Below are 17,512 nucleotides of genomic sequence, written 5' to 3' on the forward strand. Positions count from 1 at the left end.
TTAATGAAAGATTTGAAATATAGAAAAATAACTTAAATAGTAAATAATAGAAATGATAACAGCTTTACTACATCACGAATTGCAATAACTGTCAATTTTATATTTCACAATCCAGCTAACTTCCAACATCCTGCTCTTCATGGCAACGTTCTCTTTGTGGGCATGGAACGCTATGGTATAATGGGGCGGAGGTGACTGGCAACGTATGTTTTTGAAACGGATTGAATTAGCTGGCTTTAAATCATTTGCCGACAAAACGGAGATGGAGTTCGTGCGGGGCATTACGGCTGTCGTCGGACCCAACGGAAGCGGCAAGAGCAACATTTCCGACGGCATCCGCTGGGTGCTCGGCGAACAAAGCGCCAAATCGCTCCGCGGCGGCAAGATGGAGGATATTATTTTTGCCGGAAGCGATGCCCGCAAGGCGGTCAATTATGGCGAAGTGTCGCTGACGCTGGACAATGAAGACCATGCCCTGCCGCTCGACTTCAGCGAAGTGACGGTGACACGGCGGGTCCATCGCAGCGGTGACAGCGAGTATATGATCAATAAGCAGGCGTGCCGCCTGAAGGATATTACGGAGCTGTTCATGGACACCGGCATCGGCCGCGAGGCGTACTCCATTATTGGACAGGGACGGATTGAGGAAATTCTCAGCACCCGGTCCGAGGATCGGCGGGGGATCTTCGAAGAGGCGTCGGGAATCGTTAAATATAAGTCGCGGAAAAAGGATGCGGGACGGAAGCTCGATGAGACGGAACAGAATCTGCTGCGCATCCACGACTTGATCAGCGAGCTCGAGGATCAGATTGGTCCGCTGAAGGAGCAGTCCGAGAAAGCGACCCGTTACAAGGAACTGAAAGAGCAGTTGAAGCAGTTGGAAATATCCGTCTACGTCCATCAGATCGAGGGGATTCATGAGGCGTGGAAGGACGGCAACGCCAAGCTGGAAATTTTGCGGGACGAGCAGCTTCAATTGTCGACGGTCGTCACGGCCCATGACGCCAAGCTCGAAGGCGGAAGAGCCGCGCTCCGTCAGCTGGAGGAGAAGATCGAGAAGCTCCAGGAGCAGCTCCTGCGGTACAGCGAAGCTTTTGAGAAGAGCGAAGGGTACGGTGAACTGCTGAAAGAACGCAGACGGCATCTGGAAAAAAACAGGGAGCAGCTGCTTCAGACCATCGGCTCGGTGGGTGAGCGTTCTGAAGACCGGGTGCGCGAGCTGAGCGCTCTGGAGAAGACAATGGAACAGACACGGCTTCGCCTTGCCGAGCTGCGAAACCAGCTGAAGGAAGAAGAAGCAAGGCTGTCGGGTGTTACGGACGGGCTTAGCCAGAGCAAAGAGGAAAGCTTGAAGAGCGCACTTCTGGAGCTCATGAACAAAATGGCCCAGGCGCGCAATGAAATCCGCTATGCTGACCAGCAGAAGGAAAATCTGGAGCGGCGGATGAACCGCAGTGAAGAAGAGAGCGGAAAATGGACGGCGCGGCATGAGGAGCTTCTGCGGGAGCAGGGCAAGCTGAAGAGCGCCATCGAGGCGCTGGGCAATGAGCTTGGAAAGCTGCGGAAGGACTATATCACCGAGAGCGAACATACGGTGGCAAGGCAGAAGCTGCTGGATGAAGCTCACACAGGGCTTCGCAAGTGGGAGCAGAAGCGGGAAGCCCAGGTCTCCCGCCATGAGACGATGAAGGAAATGCAGGACGACTTCGACGGCTTCATGCTCGGCGTCAAGGAAGTGCTCAAAGGCGCGCGCAAGGGCCAGCTCAGCGGCGTCCACGGCGCGGTGGCCGAGCTGATCTCCGTGCCCGAGCAGCTGGAGACGGCCGTCGAAACCGCCCTGGGCGCTTCGCTGCAGCATATCGTGATGGAGAACGAGGCTGTGTCGCGCCAGGCGATTTCTTTTCTGAAGCAGCGGCAGCTTGGACGGGCGACGTTCCTTCCGCTTGATGTCATCCGGCCGCGGCAGATTACCGGCAGCGACCGCGGGATGATCCAAGGAGCGGAAGGGTTCGTCGGCATCGGCTCCGAGCTGGTCGGCTTTGACGATAAGTATGCCAGTATTGTCGGCAGTCTGCTCGGGAATGTCGTGATCGCGGAGAATCTGGAGCAGGCGAACCGAATCGCCGCCAGATGCCAGTATCGCTACCGCGTCGTTACCCTGGAAGGCGATGTCGTCAATGCGGGCGGGTCGATGACCGGCGGCAGCCAGCACAAGAAGAATGTCAATCTGCTGGGACGCAAACGCCAGCTCGATCAGCTGAAGGAAGAAATCGGCGAAACCGAGCGCCAGATCGACAAGCTCAAAGCCGGCATCTCCCGGCTGCGGAAGGAGCAGGAAGATTCCAATGACAAGCTGGAGAAGCTTCGTCTTGGAGGGGACGAGAAGCGGCTGGAGGAGCAGCGGCTTGCCGGCGATCTGAGGCAGCTGGAGCAGGAGCTCCGCCATGTGCAGGAGCAGGTGGAGAGCGCCGGGGCGGAGCGAAGCGGGTTCGCTGATGAAGCGAAGCAGCTCGAGAAGCTAAGGGAGCAGGCGGCAGCCGAGCTGGCTTCGCTCGAAGCGGAGGAGAAAGCCGCCCATGAAGCGATCCGGAATGCGGAATCGCTCCGCAAGGCGAGCGAGACCGAGAAGGAAGAGCTCCAGAGCAAGCTGACCGGAATGAAGGTTGCCGAGGGCAAGCTGGATCAGGAGATTTTCTCCTTGGAGGAACAGCTGCGGAGGCTGAAGGCCGACGCCGGTTCGCAGGACAAGGAGCTGCGGCAGAACCGCAGTCTGCTGACGACGATCGAGCAGGATTTGAATACGAATGCCGAGGAAGCCGTCAAGCAGCAGGAAGATTTGAACACCTTCCGTCTCAAGAAAGAAGAGGCGGCAGAGAATCTTGATTACGCAAGGGCGGAACGGACGTCGCTGACCCGAAAGCTGGAGCTCGAGGAAGGCGAAACGAAGGAACAGCGGCAGGCGCTGAAAGCGGTGGAAGACCGGCTGCGGGCTACTGAAGTGTCCGTCGGCCGGCTGGACGTCGAGCTGGACAATATTTTGCGGAAGCTGAGCGATGATTACGAGCTGAGCTATGAGCTGGCCAAGCAGCGCTATTCCGTGCCGGAGGACGTCCCTGCTGCGCAGGCCGAGGTCCAGAAGCTTAGACGGAGCATTTCCGCGCTCGGCGAAGTGAACCTTGGCGCCGTAGACGAGTATCAGCGGATACATGAACGCTATACGTTCCTCAGCGAGCAGAAGGACGACCTCGTTGAAGCGAAGACAACGCTGTACCAGGTGATCCGCGAGATGGAGGATGAAATGTCCAAGCGGTTCAAGCAGACGTTCGATGCCATCCGCAGGGAATTCGGAACGGTGTTTACGAAGCTGTTCGGCGGCGGCCGGGCTGATCTGATGCTGCTGGACCCGGACAATCTGCTGGATACGGGCATTGACATCGTTGCCCAGCCTCCAGGCAAGAAGCTGCAAAATCTGCAGCTGCTCTCGGGCGGCGAGCGGGCGCTCACCGCAATGGCGCTGCTGTTCGCGATCCTGCAGGTGAAGCCTGTCCCATTCTGCGTGCTGGACGAGGTGGAGGCGGCGCTCGACGAAGCGAATGTGGTCCGGTTCGCTCAATATTTACGCGAATTCTCGGAACAGACCCAGTTTATCGTGGTGACCCACCGCAAAGGAACGATGGAAGAGGCCGATGTGCTCTACGGGGTCACGATGGAAGAGGGCGGCGTATCGAAGCTTGTCTCCGTGCGGCTTGAAGATGAGGAAGCGGAGATCGCTTAAATTTGGCGGGTAGCCATTTTACATGACGAACGGAGGAAGAAGATTGAGCTTTTTCAGGAAATTGAAGGAAAGCATTGCCGGCAAAACGGAAAGTGTGACGAAGCAGTTCCGGGAAGGTCTGGAGAAGACCCGCAAAGGGTTCGTGGAGAAAGTATCCGACCTGATGATCCGCCGCAAAAAAATCGACGAGGAGTTCTACGAAGAGCTGGAAGAAATTCTGATCGGGGCCGACGTTGGCGTGAATACGGTCATGACGCTGGTCGACGAGCTGCGGACCGAGGTCAAGAAGCAGCGCATCGAGAACGCGGCCGAGCTTCAGCCGATTCTCTCCCGCAAGCTGATGGAGCTGCTGCGCGGCGACGACGATGTTAGGCTGAAGGAGAATCCGGACGGCATTACGGTCATTCTGTTCGTTGGCGTCAACGGCGTCGGCAAGACGACGACAATCGGCAAGCTGGCGCACCGCTACAAGCAGGAGGGCAAAAAAGTGCTGCTCGCCGCGGGCGATACATTCCGTGCGGGAGCTATAGAGCAGCTTGAAGTATGGGGCCAGCGGGCAGGCGTGGATGTGATCAAACAGAGCGCCGGCTCCGACCCGGCGGCGGTCATGTTTGACGCGGTTCATGCTGCCAAGCAGCGCGGCGTCGATGTGCTGATCTGCGACACGGCGGGACGGCTGCAGAACAAGAGCAATCTGATGGAGGAGCTGGCCAAAATATTCCGGGTCATCCAGCGCGAGATTCCGGGCGCACCGCATGAGGTGCTGATGGTGCTCGACGCGACGACAGGACAGAATGCGCTTGCGCAAGCGAAGCTGTTCGGCGAGAAGAGCGGAGTGACAGGCCTCGTCCTAACAAAGCTGGACGGAACGGCCAAAGGCGGCATTGTTGTTGCCATCCGCCAGGAATTGAACCTACCGGTGAAGCTGGTCGGACTAGGCGAGAAAATGGAGGATCTCCAGCCGTTCGACTCCGAACAATTCGTGCACGCTCTGTTCGCGGGAGCGATTATCGAAGAGAAGGAAGACGCGAACCCGGAAGACTGACTTTTTTCTTAAATTTTGATCAACATCTATAAGCGCTGGCATCTGCCGGCGCTTTTTTACGCCAGAAATCCGATCCCTTAATTCATCCTTATCTTTTACCAGCTCATACGCTCTTTAAGAGATAGGATTTGCGCAAGATGATGTCTGCCGTGCCAGGCATATCGATGAGTGGCTGTTTCCAGATTCATCGGTCCGTGTGTGGGACTTGTAAAGGTTCTCTGAAAGTCGGAAGGGCGCAAGGATCGTAGCAAAACGGCAAAGCGGCTGTGAAGGGACTCCAGAAGAAGCAAGGAGAGTTCCACCGGCGCCGAGTAGTCGCTCAGTTCCGCCCACAAATCTTCCTGGTAAGAACCGGAGACGGGATGATCTTCTGTGAGTGCCCGCTTAAAACGGATGTAGGCGTTCATATCGTTATCGGCCATATGGTGAATGACTTGTTGAACCGTCCAACCGCCGGGACGATATGGGGTATTTAGCTGCTCCAAAGTCAGAGCTTCAATAGTCTGCCTCAGCAGGCCCGGGATTTTCAGGATTTCTTCAATCCAAAGGCTGTACTGTTCAGACGATGGATTCTCTACAGATACGAAGGGGCCGATCGGATAACGAAGCGTGTCCATGTACTCACATCCTTTCTATTTAATTCCTATCATAATTTAAAATAGTCCAAACCTAAAGAACAACAATTTATCCCCCTTATTTCAAATAATACAACATATGAAAAATTCAGAATAGAAAAATATTCGATCTTTCTCGCATTCATTTATCCATCATTCAGTCAAATTTACCCGCTCCAGAAATAGGAAACCGCATACAAACTAGCATAAAATGGTAGTCTATCAAATCCGTTGTTATATATATTGACATGAATAAGCGTGTTTACGTATTATGAAAGTGTGATTGAATTATTTTATGGATTACGGATTAATTATAAGTATGGTTTGTCAAAAAACATTACATTTTTGTGAAAGGAGTCGGGCTTATGTCCAAACTTGATCCACTGCCCGGTCTGTCTCCGTATCCGCTGCATCACTTTTACGATGAAATGTTCGAAGGTGAACGCAGCGTCCGCCCTCATTACAAGCATGTCAACCGCATGTTTACCGGAATGAGTCCCGAGGAGCTGCAGGCCAAACAGCATTTAATGCAGCGGCGAATGATGGAGGAGGGCATAACCTTTACTCTGTACAACCCGGCTCAGGACCATCCTATGGAACGAACCATCCCCTTTGATATGATCCCGAGAATTATCGCCAAGGACGAGTGGGAGAAGCTCGAAGCGGGGATTATCCAGCGCGTAACGGCGCTGAACCTGTTCATCCATGATATTTATCATGAACAATATATTGTAAAAGACGGCATAGTTCCCCGTAAAATGGTTATCTCCAATTGCTATTTTCGACCGGAAATGACAGGACTGCGCGTTCCCGGCGGCGCCTATATTACGACATCCGGAATTGATCTGATCCGGCATCACGACGGGAATTATTATGTGCTGGAGGACAATCTCCGCACGCCTTCCGGTTTTTCCTACCTATTTAAAGGAAGATCCCTGATGAATCAGCTCTTCCCCGAGCTGTCTTTCTCAAGCTCCATCCGGGATGTGGAGCACAGCATCAACCGATTCCTGTCTGTGCTTCGCAGCCTTTCGCCTTCGCGCACGCCCGATCCGGTAATTGCTCTTCTGACTCCGGGCGAATACAATTCAGCCTATTACGAGCACGCCTTTCTGGCCCAGCAAATGGGAGTTCATCTTGTGGAAGGCCGCGATTTGGTCATTCAGGACCACAAACTGTATTTAAGAGAAATGAACGGACTCAAGCGCGTGGACGTATTGTACCGCCGGCTCGACGACGACTACATCGATCCGCTTGCCTTCGATCCCAACTCGCTGCTTGGGGTGGCGGGGCTTATGAACGCTTACCGCGCAGGCAATGTGGCCATTGCCAACGCTCCGGGAACCGGCGTCGCAGACGATAAGGCCATGTACGTATATGTGCCGGAAATGATCCGGTATTATTTGAAAGAGGAACCGATTTTGAATAACGTTCCAACCTATCTGCTGTCCAAACCGGACGAACGGCAGCATGTGCTAGATAATCTCGAAGAAATGGTTGTTAAAGAAACCTCGTTGTCAGGCGGATACGGCATGCTGATCGGAAGCGAGGCGAGCAGGAAAGAGCTGGAGGAATTCCGGCTCAAAATTTTGGCCGAACCCGATCGTTACATTGCACAGCCGATCATGTCTCTCTTTCGAGAGCGCCGATTTTGTCCGAAGGCCAGATGGTCCCCCGGCACATTGATTTGAGAGCTTTTGTTCTGATGGGCGCGGATCGCAAGCCGCATGTCATTCCGGGAGGACTGACGCGCGTGGCCATGAAGGAAGGCTCGCTCGTTGTGAATTCCTCCCAAGGTGGCGGAGTCAAGGATACCTGGGTCATGTCCTAGAAAAATAGATCGCATCAATACAAGGACGAGGGAGTGACGGTACATGTTGAACCGCAACGCAGAATCATTATTTTGGATCGGCCGTTATATGGAAAGAGCGGAGAATCATGCAAGACTGATTGACGTACATTATCATATTCAGCAGGAAAAAGATTTTCTGGAAGATGGACATAAGTGGTCCAGACTGATCGATGCGCTTGGAGCGAGAAATGAATATTTGCAGCAATTTGAAAGCTTTTGTGAACCGGATGTTCTGTCATTTATAACACTGGATCTTGGGAATGCCAATTCTTTGTACTCCTGCGTGCATCACGCTCGCAACAATCTTCGTACTCTGCGCCAGCAGCTTCCGAGCGAGCTGTGGGATATCGTCAACAGCTTTAACCTTTGGCTCGGCGAACGGTCTGTTGCGGATATTATGAAGAGCCCGCACCAATTCTACCAGCAGATTAAAGAACGGGCGGCGACGTTCCTCGGAGCCGAGGAGTCGGTAATGCTGCGGGGCAATGAATGGCGGTTTATCGAAAGCGGCCGCTTTCTGGAACGGGCGGAGAATACGGTGCGCATTCTGCAATCGGTGACCTCTTCCTGCGAGGGAAAGGAGCCGTCTGCGGTTTATACTCAGCTTCAAGCCGTGTTGAAATCGGTCAGCGGATATCAGGCGTTCCGTAAATTTTTCGCAGATGCGGTGTCCCCGGAATGCATTCTGGAATTTTTGATTACCAACATCTCGTTTCCGCGTTCCATCCGCTATTCCGCCCATCAGCTCGAAGAGCACTTGGCGAATATCGAAATTGATTTTAGCGACCGGGGCGAAGGGTATGAGCGAGTCATCCGTCAGGCGGGCAAGATCCGGGCGGAGCTTGATTATATGGAGAAGGAAGATATAGCCGGGCATGTGGTGGATCAGGTGCTGGAGTCGCTGAAGTCATCCTGCCAGAAGCTGGGGAGAACGATGGAGGTTGCTTTTTTTCGGCAAGAAGGGGTTAAAATATGAAAATTCAAATCAATCATACGACCCGGTATACTTATCCGGAGCCCGTGACGGACAGTGTCAATGAAATCCGGCTCACTCCGCGAACCAATTACAGGCAGTCCTGTTATCATCACGAGGTGGAAATTTTTCCGCCGGCGAATTTACTTACTTACGAAGATTTCTTCGGAAACCGGGTTCACGCTTATTCGGTGAACAAACCTCATACCGAGATGGTCATTCATACCCGCGCAACAGTCGTAACGGAAGACCGGGCCCAACGCCGTGATCTGCCGAAGCTGGCTCTGGAAGATCAGATCACACGGATGAAGGAAGAGGAATTTCAGAACCGTTATATCGAGTTTATTCTGCCGACCCGCTATACGGAGGTAACGCCGGAGCTGATGGAATTTGCCTCCCAGCACCCTTTTGACGAAGCGGAGGATTTATACGAATGGACCAAGAGGCTGTCTTCCACCATTTATGAGCAGTTCACTTACGATCCGGAAGCGACAAGCGTCAACACCACGGTCAAAAAAGCGTTAAAGCTCAAACGCGGCGTCTGCCAGGATTATGCCCATCTTATGATCGCGGTCTGCCGCAGTGTCGGGCTTCCGTCGAGATATGTGAGCGGATATCATTTTGTGGGTGATCTTCAGGGCGGCAATGCCGATTTTGAACAGGCTTCCCATGCCTGGGTGGAGACGCATATCCCGGGAACCGGCTGGCTTGGCTTCGATCCGACCAACAATGTGGAAGTGAATTGGCGCTACGTGAAGCTAGGTCATGGTCGCGATTATAAAGATATTGTTCCGGTCAAAGGGGTGTACCGCGGTGTTGCGGGCAATCTTGAAGTCACGGTGGATGTTCGCTTATTGGACAAGTAATCAGGTTAACACGGCGCTTAAGCGCGGTGCCAGAGTTTTACGGCTGCTTTCGGTTCTTAACCGGAGGCGGCCGTTTTGTTTTTCCTTTTTCGGAGAAAATAGTAAGATCACTCTTCCTTGTAACGGAGGCGCGAGGGAACCTTTTTTGACCAAAATGATTAAAGAAGCGGTACCTTTGGGTAATCTTGAGACAGGGTAGCTTATCATGTGAAAAAGGAAGGAGAGCCAGCATATGAGCCCAAATACTGAACCCAAACAGCGTTTTGCAGGAAAAACAGCCATTATTACCGGAGCGGGCTCGGGCATTGGCAGAGCGACTGCCATTAAGATGGCCCGTGAAGGCGCCAATATCGCCCTGTTCGACCTGGTGAACGAACGTACCGCCGATGTGGAGCGGAAGCTGAACCAGATTCGCAAAGGCTGTGCGCTGGCCGTCGATGTGGATACCTCAAGTCCTGAGCGGATGGAAGCGGCGGTAAAGAAGACGGTGGAGCATTTCGGCGGGCTGGACATCGTATTTGCCAATGCGGGAATCAACGGTTCCATTGGCCCGATTGAAGAGCTTAGCATTGAAGACTGGCAGCGCACGCTGAATGTGAATCTTACCGGGACGTTTCTATCCTTGAAATACACCATTCCCCATATGAAGAGCAAAGGAAAAGGGAGCATTATTATTACCAGCTCGATCAACGGCAACCGGCGGTTTGCCAGCTTCGGCTTCTCGCCCTACAGCACAACTAAGGCGGGTCAGGTCGCCTTTGCCAAGATGGCCGCTCTGGAGCTGGCCAAATTCAAAATCCGCGTAAACGTCGTTTCGCCGGGGGCTATTTCCACGAACATCGACCAAAGCACCGAACCAACCGAAGAACTTGAATCGATTGTCATCCCGATCGAATTTCCGGAAGGGCAGCAGCCGCTGGCCGACGGGCCGGGCAAGCCGGAGGATGTGGCTAACCTTGTGAGCTTCCTTGCATCGGACGAATCGTCCCATATTACCGGAGCGCATATCGTAATTGACGGCGCCGAATCTCTGCTGACTTAATGCAGGGCGAGTATACACCCAAGTTGTTCCGTATTTTTCGGACTTGTTTCCGGAAAATGCGGATTTTTTTTGCGGCATGAACTGGAAATAAATGATAAACTGTTGTGAGGTTGTTATTTTTCCCATGAGGTGACAATGTTGAGAGTGTTAAATTTTATAACTTCCTTCCATTTGACATGCAGCACGATTCGAAGGCCGGCTGTAAGGGAGGGAATCACCGCCCTGTTGTATTTTGTTTATGTGAATGTGATTTTTTATCTGCTTGGGCTAATCTATAATTCCCATTGGATGGTTCAGTTAACAACTGCAATACCCCATGAAGACTGGATGAGATTGGCGTTTACTTTTCCGGCGGTTGTTCTACAGCTGGCTCCGCTGTACATCATCTTGAAGCTGCGGGGGGAAACCTGGAGTTCGATCGGAATTAAACGTTCCAAAATCGGGTTGTCCATTCTAATCGGTCTAATTGCCGTCTTGCCTTTCCGATGGGTCCCCCTTATGAACTGGATCTTTCACGGCAAATCTCTGCCGCTGGATGGAGGGGTGTTGCTGGGCTTTCTGTATTATTTGACGCTGATCGCGCTGCCTGAGGAACTGATCTTCCGGGGTTACATCCAAACGAGGATAATGGGGCTTATTCCAAGTAAGTCAGCGGCCATCCTCACAACGGGCTTGCTCTTTGCCTTAACTCACGTTCCGTTCCAAATGGCGGTGCTGAATCTGAATTATGCCGGGTATCTTGACAAAATGTACATCCAATTGTTAATTATTTTTTTCATGCATCTTTATTTTACATACATTTATACGAGAACGAACAATATAGCAGGGGTGACGTTGTGCCATGCCCTCCTTGATTTTATCTTTGGCTGATCACCGGCGGTTCCTGTGTTAAAATAATGCCAGACGCTCAAAACGCAACATATGGATCAAGGAGGCGGTGGAAATGGCCATTATGTCCTGGCTGGCCGAGCAGCGGATTGAAGAAGCGATGCGCAAAGGCGAATTCCGAAATTTGCCGGGCCATGGCAAGCCGCTGGAGCTGGAGGATTTGTCAGGGGTGCCCGATGATCTCCTGATCTCGTTCAAGATCATGAAGAATGCCGGGCTTCTACCGGAGGAGCTGCAGCTGCGGGCGGAATGCGCGACTCTGGAAAATCTTCTGGCCGCCTGCCACAGCTGTGCGGGGGAGAAGCGCGAGCTCGGACGCAGACTCACAGAGAAAAAGCTGAGGCTGGAAGAGCTTCTGCGGCAGCGGGGACTTGACGGAAGCGCTGCTTTTGCGCAGTACGGTGAACAGATTCGGATAAGACTGGATCAAGGGTAGGAAATGACTCATTCATAATAAACAGCCGGGGATGTTTGAAAGGAGAGCAGCCCCTGAGCCGTGACCAAAAAGTAAAAATGCCCGGACGCTCGCTGATGGAGCGCCCGGGCATTTATTGTTATGTCCAAGCATTTCTGGTGTAAGCTGTACCCCGTTTATTGTTTCAGGGAAGGGTGCAGGAGGCCCAGCATATCGGAAGTGACAATGATGTCTTTGCGGGAAATCCGGCCCAGCTCGAATAAGAGGAGCAGCTCTTGCGGCGAGACCTGTACAGGCTCGGGCAGCAGTCCGGCCGCCCAGGCCAGCCAGCCGTTTATCGTCTGCGGGGTCACCCCCGCTTCGCGCAGCTCGGCGAGGGTAATTCCGCCATGACGCTTGGCGAGCCTCCGCCCGTCCGGGCCCATCAGAAGCGGAACATGGGCGTAGCGCGGCAGCTTCCAGCCCAGCGCTTCGAAGAGCATCAGCTGGCGGGGCGTAGAATCGAGCAAATCGGCTCCCCGAAGCACATCGGTGATTCCCATCAGGGCGTCATCCACGACGACGGCAAGCTGGTATGAGAAGATCCCGTCGGCGCGGCGCACGATGAAGTCGCCTCCGGCGGATGCGCTGCTCCGCCGATGCCCGGCAACGCCGTCGGTGAAGGAAATTTCACCGGTAGGCACAGCGAAGCGGAGAGAAGGCGACTTGGTCATGGAACGGCGGTGCGCCTCCTCGGGGGACAAGCTGCGGCAGGTTCCGGGATAAACCGGCCCTTCCGAAGCCAGGCCGTGGGGAGCGGCGGCGGCCGCGAGAATATCATGGCGGCTGCAGTAACAGGAATACAGCCTGCCTCCGGCCTGCAGCCGGTTCAGCGCGTCTTCGTACAGCTGCAGGCGCTCGCTTTGGACATAAGGTCCGCAGGGACCGCCGACGTCGGGTCCTTCGTCCCAATCGAGTCCGAGCCAGCGGAGATCGTCGATGATTTGCCGGGCAAATTCGGGCCGGCAGCGGGCGGTGTCAATGTCCTCCATCCGGAGGACGAAGACCCCATCCCGGCTGCGAATCTGCAGCCAGGCGAGCAGGGCGGCCAGGGCGTTGCCGATGTGCATGCAGCCGGACGGGGACGGCGCGAACCGGCCGCGAATGCCGCTGCCGTATGGAGCATTATTCAAGTGATGAAGCAAAGGAGAGCCCTCCTAATTTTGCATTAATAGGATAACGTGCGAAGCGAAAGTTTCACATTACAAGTCGGGCCTCTGCTTGAAGCGCAGCCCCCGCCCTTGAATTTTCCGTACGTTTCGCCCATGATGACTATAGTGGAAATGATGCAAATGAATCTATGAATGAACCGGCTCTTTACTATTCAATATGTTATTGTAATTCACGATCCCTCCCATTTCCAGTCCGGCTGTTTATTTGCCGGGATCATTTGAATGACGGCCTTAATCCAAATTGACTACCTATCTTTGATGACGGAGAGATTTATATGAGTACACTGCCAATTATGCAGGTCATGCCTGAGCTTAAACATATCCTTGCGGAGGCTTCCTCCGCCGTTCTTATTGCGGAGCCGGGAGCGGGCAAGACGACGGCGGTCCCGCTGGCGCTGCTTGATGAGCCCTGGATGAAGGGCAAAACGATGCTAATGCTGGAACCGAGAAGGCTGGCCGCCAGGGCGGCAGCGGTCTATATGGCGTCCGTTCTGGGAGAACAGGCGGGCCAGACTGTTGGCTACCGGATGCGGCTGGACAGCAAGACGGGGCCGAATACCCGCATCATCGTCGTTACCGAAGGCATACTGACACGGATGCTCCAGGACGACCCTTCACTGGGCGACACTGGCCTCGTGATTTTCGACGAATATCACGAACGAAGTCTGAATGCGGATCTGGGCCTTGCGCTCTCTTTGGAAACGCAGGCCGTTCTGCGCGAGGATTTGAAGCTTCTCGTCATGTCCGCCACGCTTGACGGAGAGAAGGTGTCGGAACTGCTTGGCGCAGCACCGGTTGTCCGTTGTCCGGGAAGAACTTATCCCGTTGAGACGATCTATGCGCCGCCGGCAAAGACACTCCCACTTGAAAAAGTCGCGGGAAACGCGGTCCGGCGCGCGCTCACCGAGCAGCCCGGAGACATTCTGCTGTTTCTTCCCGGCGAAAGGGAAATCCGCCGGGTGGAGTCGGAGCTGCTGTCCGGCCAGCTTCCGGGCAACACGGAAATCCGCCCGCTGTATGGCCAGCTTCCGCAGGCCGAGCAGGACCGGGCTGTTGCGCCGGCTGTGGAGGGCCGGCGAAAAGTTGTGCTGGCGACCTCGATCGCAGAGACAAGCCTGACGATCGAAGGTATTCGGACCGTAATTGACTCCGGGCTGCGCCGTACGCAGCGGTTCTCGCCGCGAACCGGCATGCCGCGCCTGGAGACGCTGCCGATCTCCAGGGCGTCGGCGGATCAGCGGCGCGGCCGAGCGGGACGGACGGCTCCGGGCGTGTGCTACCGGCTCTGGAGCCGGGAAGAGCATGACCGGCTGCCCGAAGCCGACGCGCCGGAGATCCTCGAGGCCGATCTCACCGGCCTCGCGCTCGAGCTGGCACTGTGGGGCGTGCGCGACCCCGCCCAGCTCAGCTGGCTGGACGCCCCGCCGCCCGCGCCCTACGCGCAGGCGACGGCGCTGCTGCGCAGGCTTGGCGCGCTGGACGCTGCCGGCGCCATAACCCCGCACGGCCGGCGCCTGGCCGCGCTCGGCACGTACCCGCGCACCGCGCACATGATGCTGCGCGCGGCGGGGCTTGGCGCAGCGCCGCTCGCCTGCCGGCNGGCGGCGCTGCTGCAGGAGCGGGACCCGATGCGCGGTCCCGCCTCGGGCAGCTGCGACCTCACGCTCCGCGTGGAGGCGCTGCTGCGGTACGAGGCCTCCGCCGGGCGCGAAGCGGGCGGAGGCGATCCCGCGGCTCTGCGCGCCGCTGCGCGCGCGAGCCGCGGACTGCTGGCGCAGCTGCGGACGGCTGCGCCCGAAGCCGCTCTTTCGGCCGATTCACTATCGGCCGAGACGGAGGCCGCAGATCCTTACCTCTGCGGCCTGCTCCTGTCGTTCGCCTATCCCGACCGGATCGGACAGCGCCGAGGCGGCGGAGCCTTCCTGCTGTCCGGCGGGCGCGGCTCGGCGATGGGGGAGGGCCAGCAGCTTGCGCGCGAGCCATATATTGTTGCCGTCTCTGTCGACGACAAGGGGACGCAGAGCCGGATTATGCTGGCGGCTCCGGTGCAGGAAAGAGATCTGCTGGCTCATCATGAGGATCAATTAACCCAGCTCTCCGAAGTGTACTGGGACGAGGAGAGCAAGAGCGTGAAATCCCGCCGCCGTGTCATGCTCGGCGAGCTTGTGCTAAAAGAGACGGGGCATGAACAGCCTTCGCCGGAGGAAGCCGCAAGGGTCCTGATGGAAGTCATTGCCCGTGAAGGTCACCGGCTTCTTCCCTGGGACAAGGGGACCGTTCAGCTGAGGGAGAGGATGGCATTCATGCACCGGCTAGATCCGGGCTGGTCGGATATGAGCGATGAGGGGCTAACTGCCAGCATGAAAGAATGGCTGCTGCCTTACCTCATCGGCTGCCGAAGTCTTCGCGATGTACAGCGTCTTTCGCTGCGGGATGCGCTGGAAGGGATGCTGGGTTGGGAGCGGAAACGCGAGCTCGACCGGGAGGCTCCTACGCATATCACGGTGCCCAGCGGCTCCCGGATTGCCGTGGATTACAGTGATCCGGCGGCACCGGTGCTGGCGGTGAAGCTGCAGGAAATGTTCGGACAGAAGGAGACACCAGCTCTGGGAGGAGGCAAAATCCCCGTTTTGCTGCACCTGCTGTCCCCGGCGAGGCGTCCGGTACAGGTAACTGCCGATCTGGCCAGCTTTTGGCAGAGTGGGTATTTTGAGGTCAAAAAAGATTTGAAAGGGCGGTACCCCAAGCATTACTGGCCGGAGGACCCGCTTCAAGCCATTCCGACCAACCGCACGCGGCCGGTCCATTAGCATCAGGTGAGTATCTTTTTTTAAAAAACTGCAATTTTGGAAACAGCTTGATGCTCCTCCACTTTCGCTCATTTCGTTTGGAAAACCTCATGAAGGGTAATAACTAACGTAGCACCATGACAAAGGAGGGCTTCAAGTGACAAAGAAAATTGTAGGCATTTTCGATACGGAACGAGAGGCGACCCAAGCGATAAAGGAATTGCAGGCCAGAGGATTCCGTAATGAAGATATTTCAGTGGTAACGAGGAATCGCGATGATCTGAATACGATCACTGACGACACGGACACAGTAGGACTGGAAGGAGTCGCAACAGGCGCTGCAACCGGTGGAGTGGTTGGAGGCATTGCGGGTCTGCTGGCCGGGATTGGCGCATTGGCCATTCCGGGTATTGGCCCGATTATTGCAGCAGGACCGATTGCGGCTGCGCTGACAGGTGCTGCGGTGGGAGCAGGAGCAGGCGGACTGGTCGGAGGACTGGTCGGACTGGGCATCCCGGAAGACGAAGCAAGAGAGTATGAAGGATACGTCGACCAAGGCAAAATTCTGGTGATGGTGGACGACAACGGCCGAGATACCGAAATTCATGACATTTTCCGCGGGAACCGCTCATTAAACGCTTCCCGGTACCGATCGTCGGCAGGTGATCCGGGGATCAGCACTCTTGCGCGGCTTCAGGACAGAGGTCCGACCAACCCGGATATCGTACCGGACAATACAAGGGTTGGCAACGCGATGGGCAACAGAGGCCCAATGAACGCAGATACCGATCCGGAGGTCAATAAACGGGACAAGTTCTAGTATGAACCCGTTGTAATCTCTCTAAAATAAATTGATCAAACCGCATTTCCCCTTCACCCGGGAAGTGCGGTTTTTTGCGTCACGAAAACCAACCAACCAAACTCACCCACTATTAACAATATTTCAACATATGAAAAATTCATAATAGAAAAACATAAAAACTCCCCCCATTCCTTTCACAAATACCATCAATAATCTCTCCCCACATCCGTTGCATTGGAAAAAGGTGAGCCAATTTCCTAAAATCATATTGTGAAATTTGGGAAACAGTGATTATATAGAGATATGTTACCCGTAATTTTGAAATAAGGGAGGTCTTTCATGGCTTTTATGATTGCCCAAAGGGCGTTTATCAAGCTGTATCTCATTACGATGGTGGAGAAGCATCACGGCTACGGCTATCAAATGCTTGAAGATTTGCGCAGAGACTTCAAAAATCACGGGTATAATCCTCCGCAGAGCGAAATATACCGCGCCCTTCACGAACTGGTGCAGCAGGGGATTTTGTACCGCACGAAGCAGTTGAAGGGAAATGATCCCAAAGTTGATTTTCAGGAAATCGTTCTATACCATTTCACTTCGGACGGAGCGGAGAAGGCAAAGCTTTACAAAAAGCAGGTAAAGACGGATCTTGACCGCTGCCTGGGCATATTAAACAAAGCGGTGGCTGATAACTTTTAGAAGGACGGGAAAGCTTCGATCCTTGTGGTCAGTGTTTTCAGCATCTTCTCACCTTGCTATAATAAGAAGGCCGGAAGAGAGCAGTCCACATTTGGAGGTAATGGAAGATGGATGAACATATGAAGCGGAGGCTGGACAAACAGAGAAAATTGTTCACTCAGCTTGGAATCGCGCTTGACGCACTCACCATTCATGAGAAAGAATTCGGCATGAAGCTGCGCGGATACGATCCGGAGGAAGTAGATACGTTTTTGGACAGCGTCATTAAGGATTACGAGCGGTTCTATGCAACCATCGCCGACTTGATGGACAAATGGCAGGAGCAGCAGATTACCCTGCGTGAATTGAAAGAGGAAAGCAGGCAGGCGCCGCCCCCCGTTGTCCGCGGAATCGATCCGAAAGAGATCGAGGAGACGATTTTGAGGCTTGAGTCAGGCGTCCGTCAGCTTAAGGAACGCGTCATGCGAACCGAAATCATTTAGCCTCCGGGAATGGGGATGCCAAAATAACCGGTAAATCCGCCGGATGCCGGGACGGAGGT

13 protein-coding genes and 1 pseudogene are annotated in these 17,512 nt (G+C 54.7%); 12 read left to right on the forward strand and 2 right to left on the reverse strand.

Going from position 1 to position 17,512, the window contains the following annotated elements:
• Positions 1-205: 205 nt before the first annotated feature.
• Together smc and ftsY are read left to right on the forward strand one after the other, a co-directional pair.
• Positions 206-3,775, forward strand: coding sequence for a chromosome segregation protein SMC (smc, locus tag PSAB_RS12105; RefSeq protein WP_025334842.1), 3,570 nt, complete (start codon positions 206-208; stop codon positions 3,773-3,775).
• Positions 3,776-3,818: 43 nt separating this feature from the next.
• A complete protein-coding gene (ftsY, locus tag PSAB_RS12110; RefSeq protein WP_025334843.1) occupies positions 3,819-4,820 on the forward strand; it encodes a signal recognition particle-docking protein FtsY in 1,002 nt (333 codons plus the stop codon).
• 95 nt (positions 4,821-4,915) lie between these two features.
• Here the strand turns inward: ftsY and PSAB_RS12115 are convergent, their stop codons facing one another.
• Positions 4,916-5,437: a YfiT family bacillithiol transferase gene (locus PSAB_RS12115; protein WP_025334844.1), complete on the reverse strand. Its 522-nt coding sequence runs from the start codon at positions 5,435-5,437 to the stop codon at positions 4,916-4,918.
• Between the two features lie 362 nt (positions 5,438-5,799).
• Here PSAB_RS12115 and PSAB_RS12120 point away from each other — a divergent pair.
• The 6 genes and pseudogenes from PSAB_RS12120 (at position 5,800) to PSAB_RS12145 (ending at position 11,491) form a co-directional block, all read left to right on the forward strand.
• A pseudogene (locus PSAB_RS12120) lies at positions 5,800-7,265 on the forward strand (circularly permuted type 2 ATP-grasp protein).
• Between the two features lie 43 nt (positions 7,266-7,308).
• A complete protein-coding gene (locus PSAB_RS12125) occupies positions 7,309-8,262 on the forward strand; it encodes an alpha-E domain-containing protein (protein WP_025334845.1) in 954 nt (317 codons plus the stop codon).
• Positions 8,259-9,125, forward strand: a complete 867-nt coding sequence (locus PSAB_RS12130) for a transglutaminase family protein (protein WP_025334846.1) — start codon at positions 8,259-8,261, stop codon at positions 9,123-9,125. Before PSAB_RS12125 ends, PSAB_RS12130 begins: the two co-directional genes overlap by 4 nt.
• A gap of 232 nt (positions 9,126-9,357) precedes the next feature.
• A complete protein-coding gene (locus tag PSAB_RS12135) occupies positions 9,358-10,167 on the forward strand; it encodes an SDR family oxidoreductase (protein ID WP_025334847.1) in 810 nt (269 codons plus the stop codon).
• Positions 10,168-10,392: 225 nt separating this feature from the next.
• Complete coding sequence (locus PSAB_RS12140) at positions 10,393-11,037, forward strand: CPBP family intramembrane glutamic endopeptidase (protein ID WP_025334848.1); 645 nt, start codon at positions 10,393-10,395, stop codon at positions 11,035-11,037.
• A 73-nt stretch (positions 11,038-11,110) separates the two neighbouring features.
• A complete protein-coding gene (locus PSAB_RS12145) occupies positions 11,111-11,491 on the forward strand; it encodes a DnaJ family domain-containing protein (protein ID WP_025334849.1) in 381 nt (126 codons plus the stop codon).
• Positions 11,492-11,646: 155 nt separating this feature from the next.
• On the opposite strand, the gene gluQRS is transcribed toward PSAB_RS12145, so the two are convergent.
• The gene (gene gluQRS / locus PSAB_RS12150; RefSeq protein WP_226991703.1) at positions 11,647-12,654 is read right to left on the reverse strand and encodes a tRNA glutamyl-Q(34) synthetase GluQRS; all 1,008 of its coding nucleotides are present in this window, start codon (positions 12,652-12,654) and stop codon (positions 11,647-11,649) included.
• A gap of 302 nt (positions 12,655-12,956) precedes the next feature.
• Here gluQRS and hrpB point away from each other — a divergent pair, with 302 nt between their 5' ends.
• From hrpB to PSAB_RS12170, 4 genes are all read left to right on the forward strand, one after another.
• Entirely contained in the window at positions 12,957-15,491 is a 2,535-nt protein-coding gene (hrpB, locus tag PSAB_RS12155; RefSeq protein ID WP_025334851.1) for an ATP-dependent helicase HrpB, read from the forward strand.
• A 136-nt stretch (positions 15,492-15,627) separates the two neighbouring features.
• The gene (locus PSAB_RS12160) at positions 15,628-16,290 is read left to right on the forward strand and encodes a general stress protein (protein ID WP_025334852.1); all 663 of its coding nucleotides are present in this window, start codon (positions 15,628-15,630) and stop codon (positions 16,288-16,290) included.
• A 321-nt stretch (positions 16,291-16,611) separates the two neighbouring features.
• Positions 16,612-16,971 (forward strand): replication termination protein, encoded by a 360-nt coding sequence (locus PSAB_RS12165; RefSeq protein WP_025334853.1) that lies wholly within the window; start codon positions 16,612-16,614, stop codon positions 16,969-16,971.
• A gap of 107 nt (positions 16,972-17,078) precedes the next feature.
• On the forward strand, positions 17,079-17,453 hold the full coding sequence (locus PSAB_RS12170) for a DivIVA domain-containing protein (RefSeq protein WP_025334854.1): 375 nt from the start codon (positions 17,079-17,081) through the stop codon (positions 17,451-17,453).
• The last annotated feature ends 59 nt before the right edge of the window (positions 17,454-17,512 follow it).

Source organism: Paenibacillus sabinae T27, assembly GCF_000612505.1.
GTDB classification, from domain to species: Bacteria; Bacillota; Bacilli; order Paenibacillales; family Paenibacillaceae; genus Paenibacillus_AQ; species Paenibacillus_AQ sabinae.

What these genes read in the sequence shown, in the direction of transcription:
- smc (WP_025334842.1), top strand. Translation starts at nt 206, where the DNA reads ATGTTTTTGAAACGGATTGAATTAGCTGGCTTTAAATCATTTGCCGAC.
- PSAB_RS12115 (WP_025334844.1), bottom strand. Translation starts at nt 5,437, where the DNA reads ATGGACACGCTTCGTTATCCGATCGGCCCCTTCGTATCTGTAGAGAAT.
- PSAB_RS12125 (WP_025334845.1), top strand. Translation starts at nt 7,309, where the DNA reads ATGTTGAACCGCAACGCAGAATCATTATTTTGGATCGGCCGTTATATG.
- PSAB_RS12130 (WP_025334846.1), top strand. Translation starts at nt 8,259, where the DNA reads ATGAAAATTCAAATCAATCATACGACCCGGTATACTTATCCGGAGCCC.
- PSAB_RS12135 (WP_025334847.1), top strand. Translation starts at nt 9,358, where the DNA reads ATGAGCCCAAATACTGAACCCAAACAGCGTTTTGCAGGAAAAACAGCC.
- PSAB_RS12145 (WP_025334849.1), top strand. Translation starts at nt 11,111, where the DNA reads ATGGCCATTATGTCCTGGCTGGCCGAGCAGCGGATTGAAGAAGCGATG.
- PSAB_RS12165 (WP_025334853.1), top strand. Translation starts at nt 16,612, where the DNA reads ATGGCTTTTATGATTGCCCAAAGGGCGTTTATCAAGCTGTATCTCATT.
- PSAB_RS12170 (WP_025334854.1), top strand. Translation starts at nt 17,079, where the DNA reads ATGGATGAACATATGAAGCGGAGGCTGGACAAACAGAGAAAATTGTTC.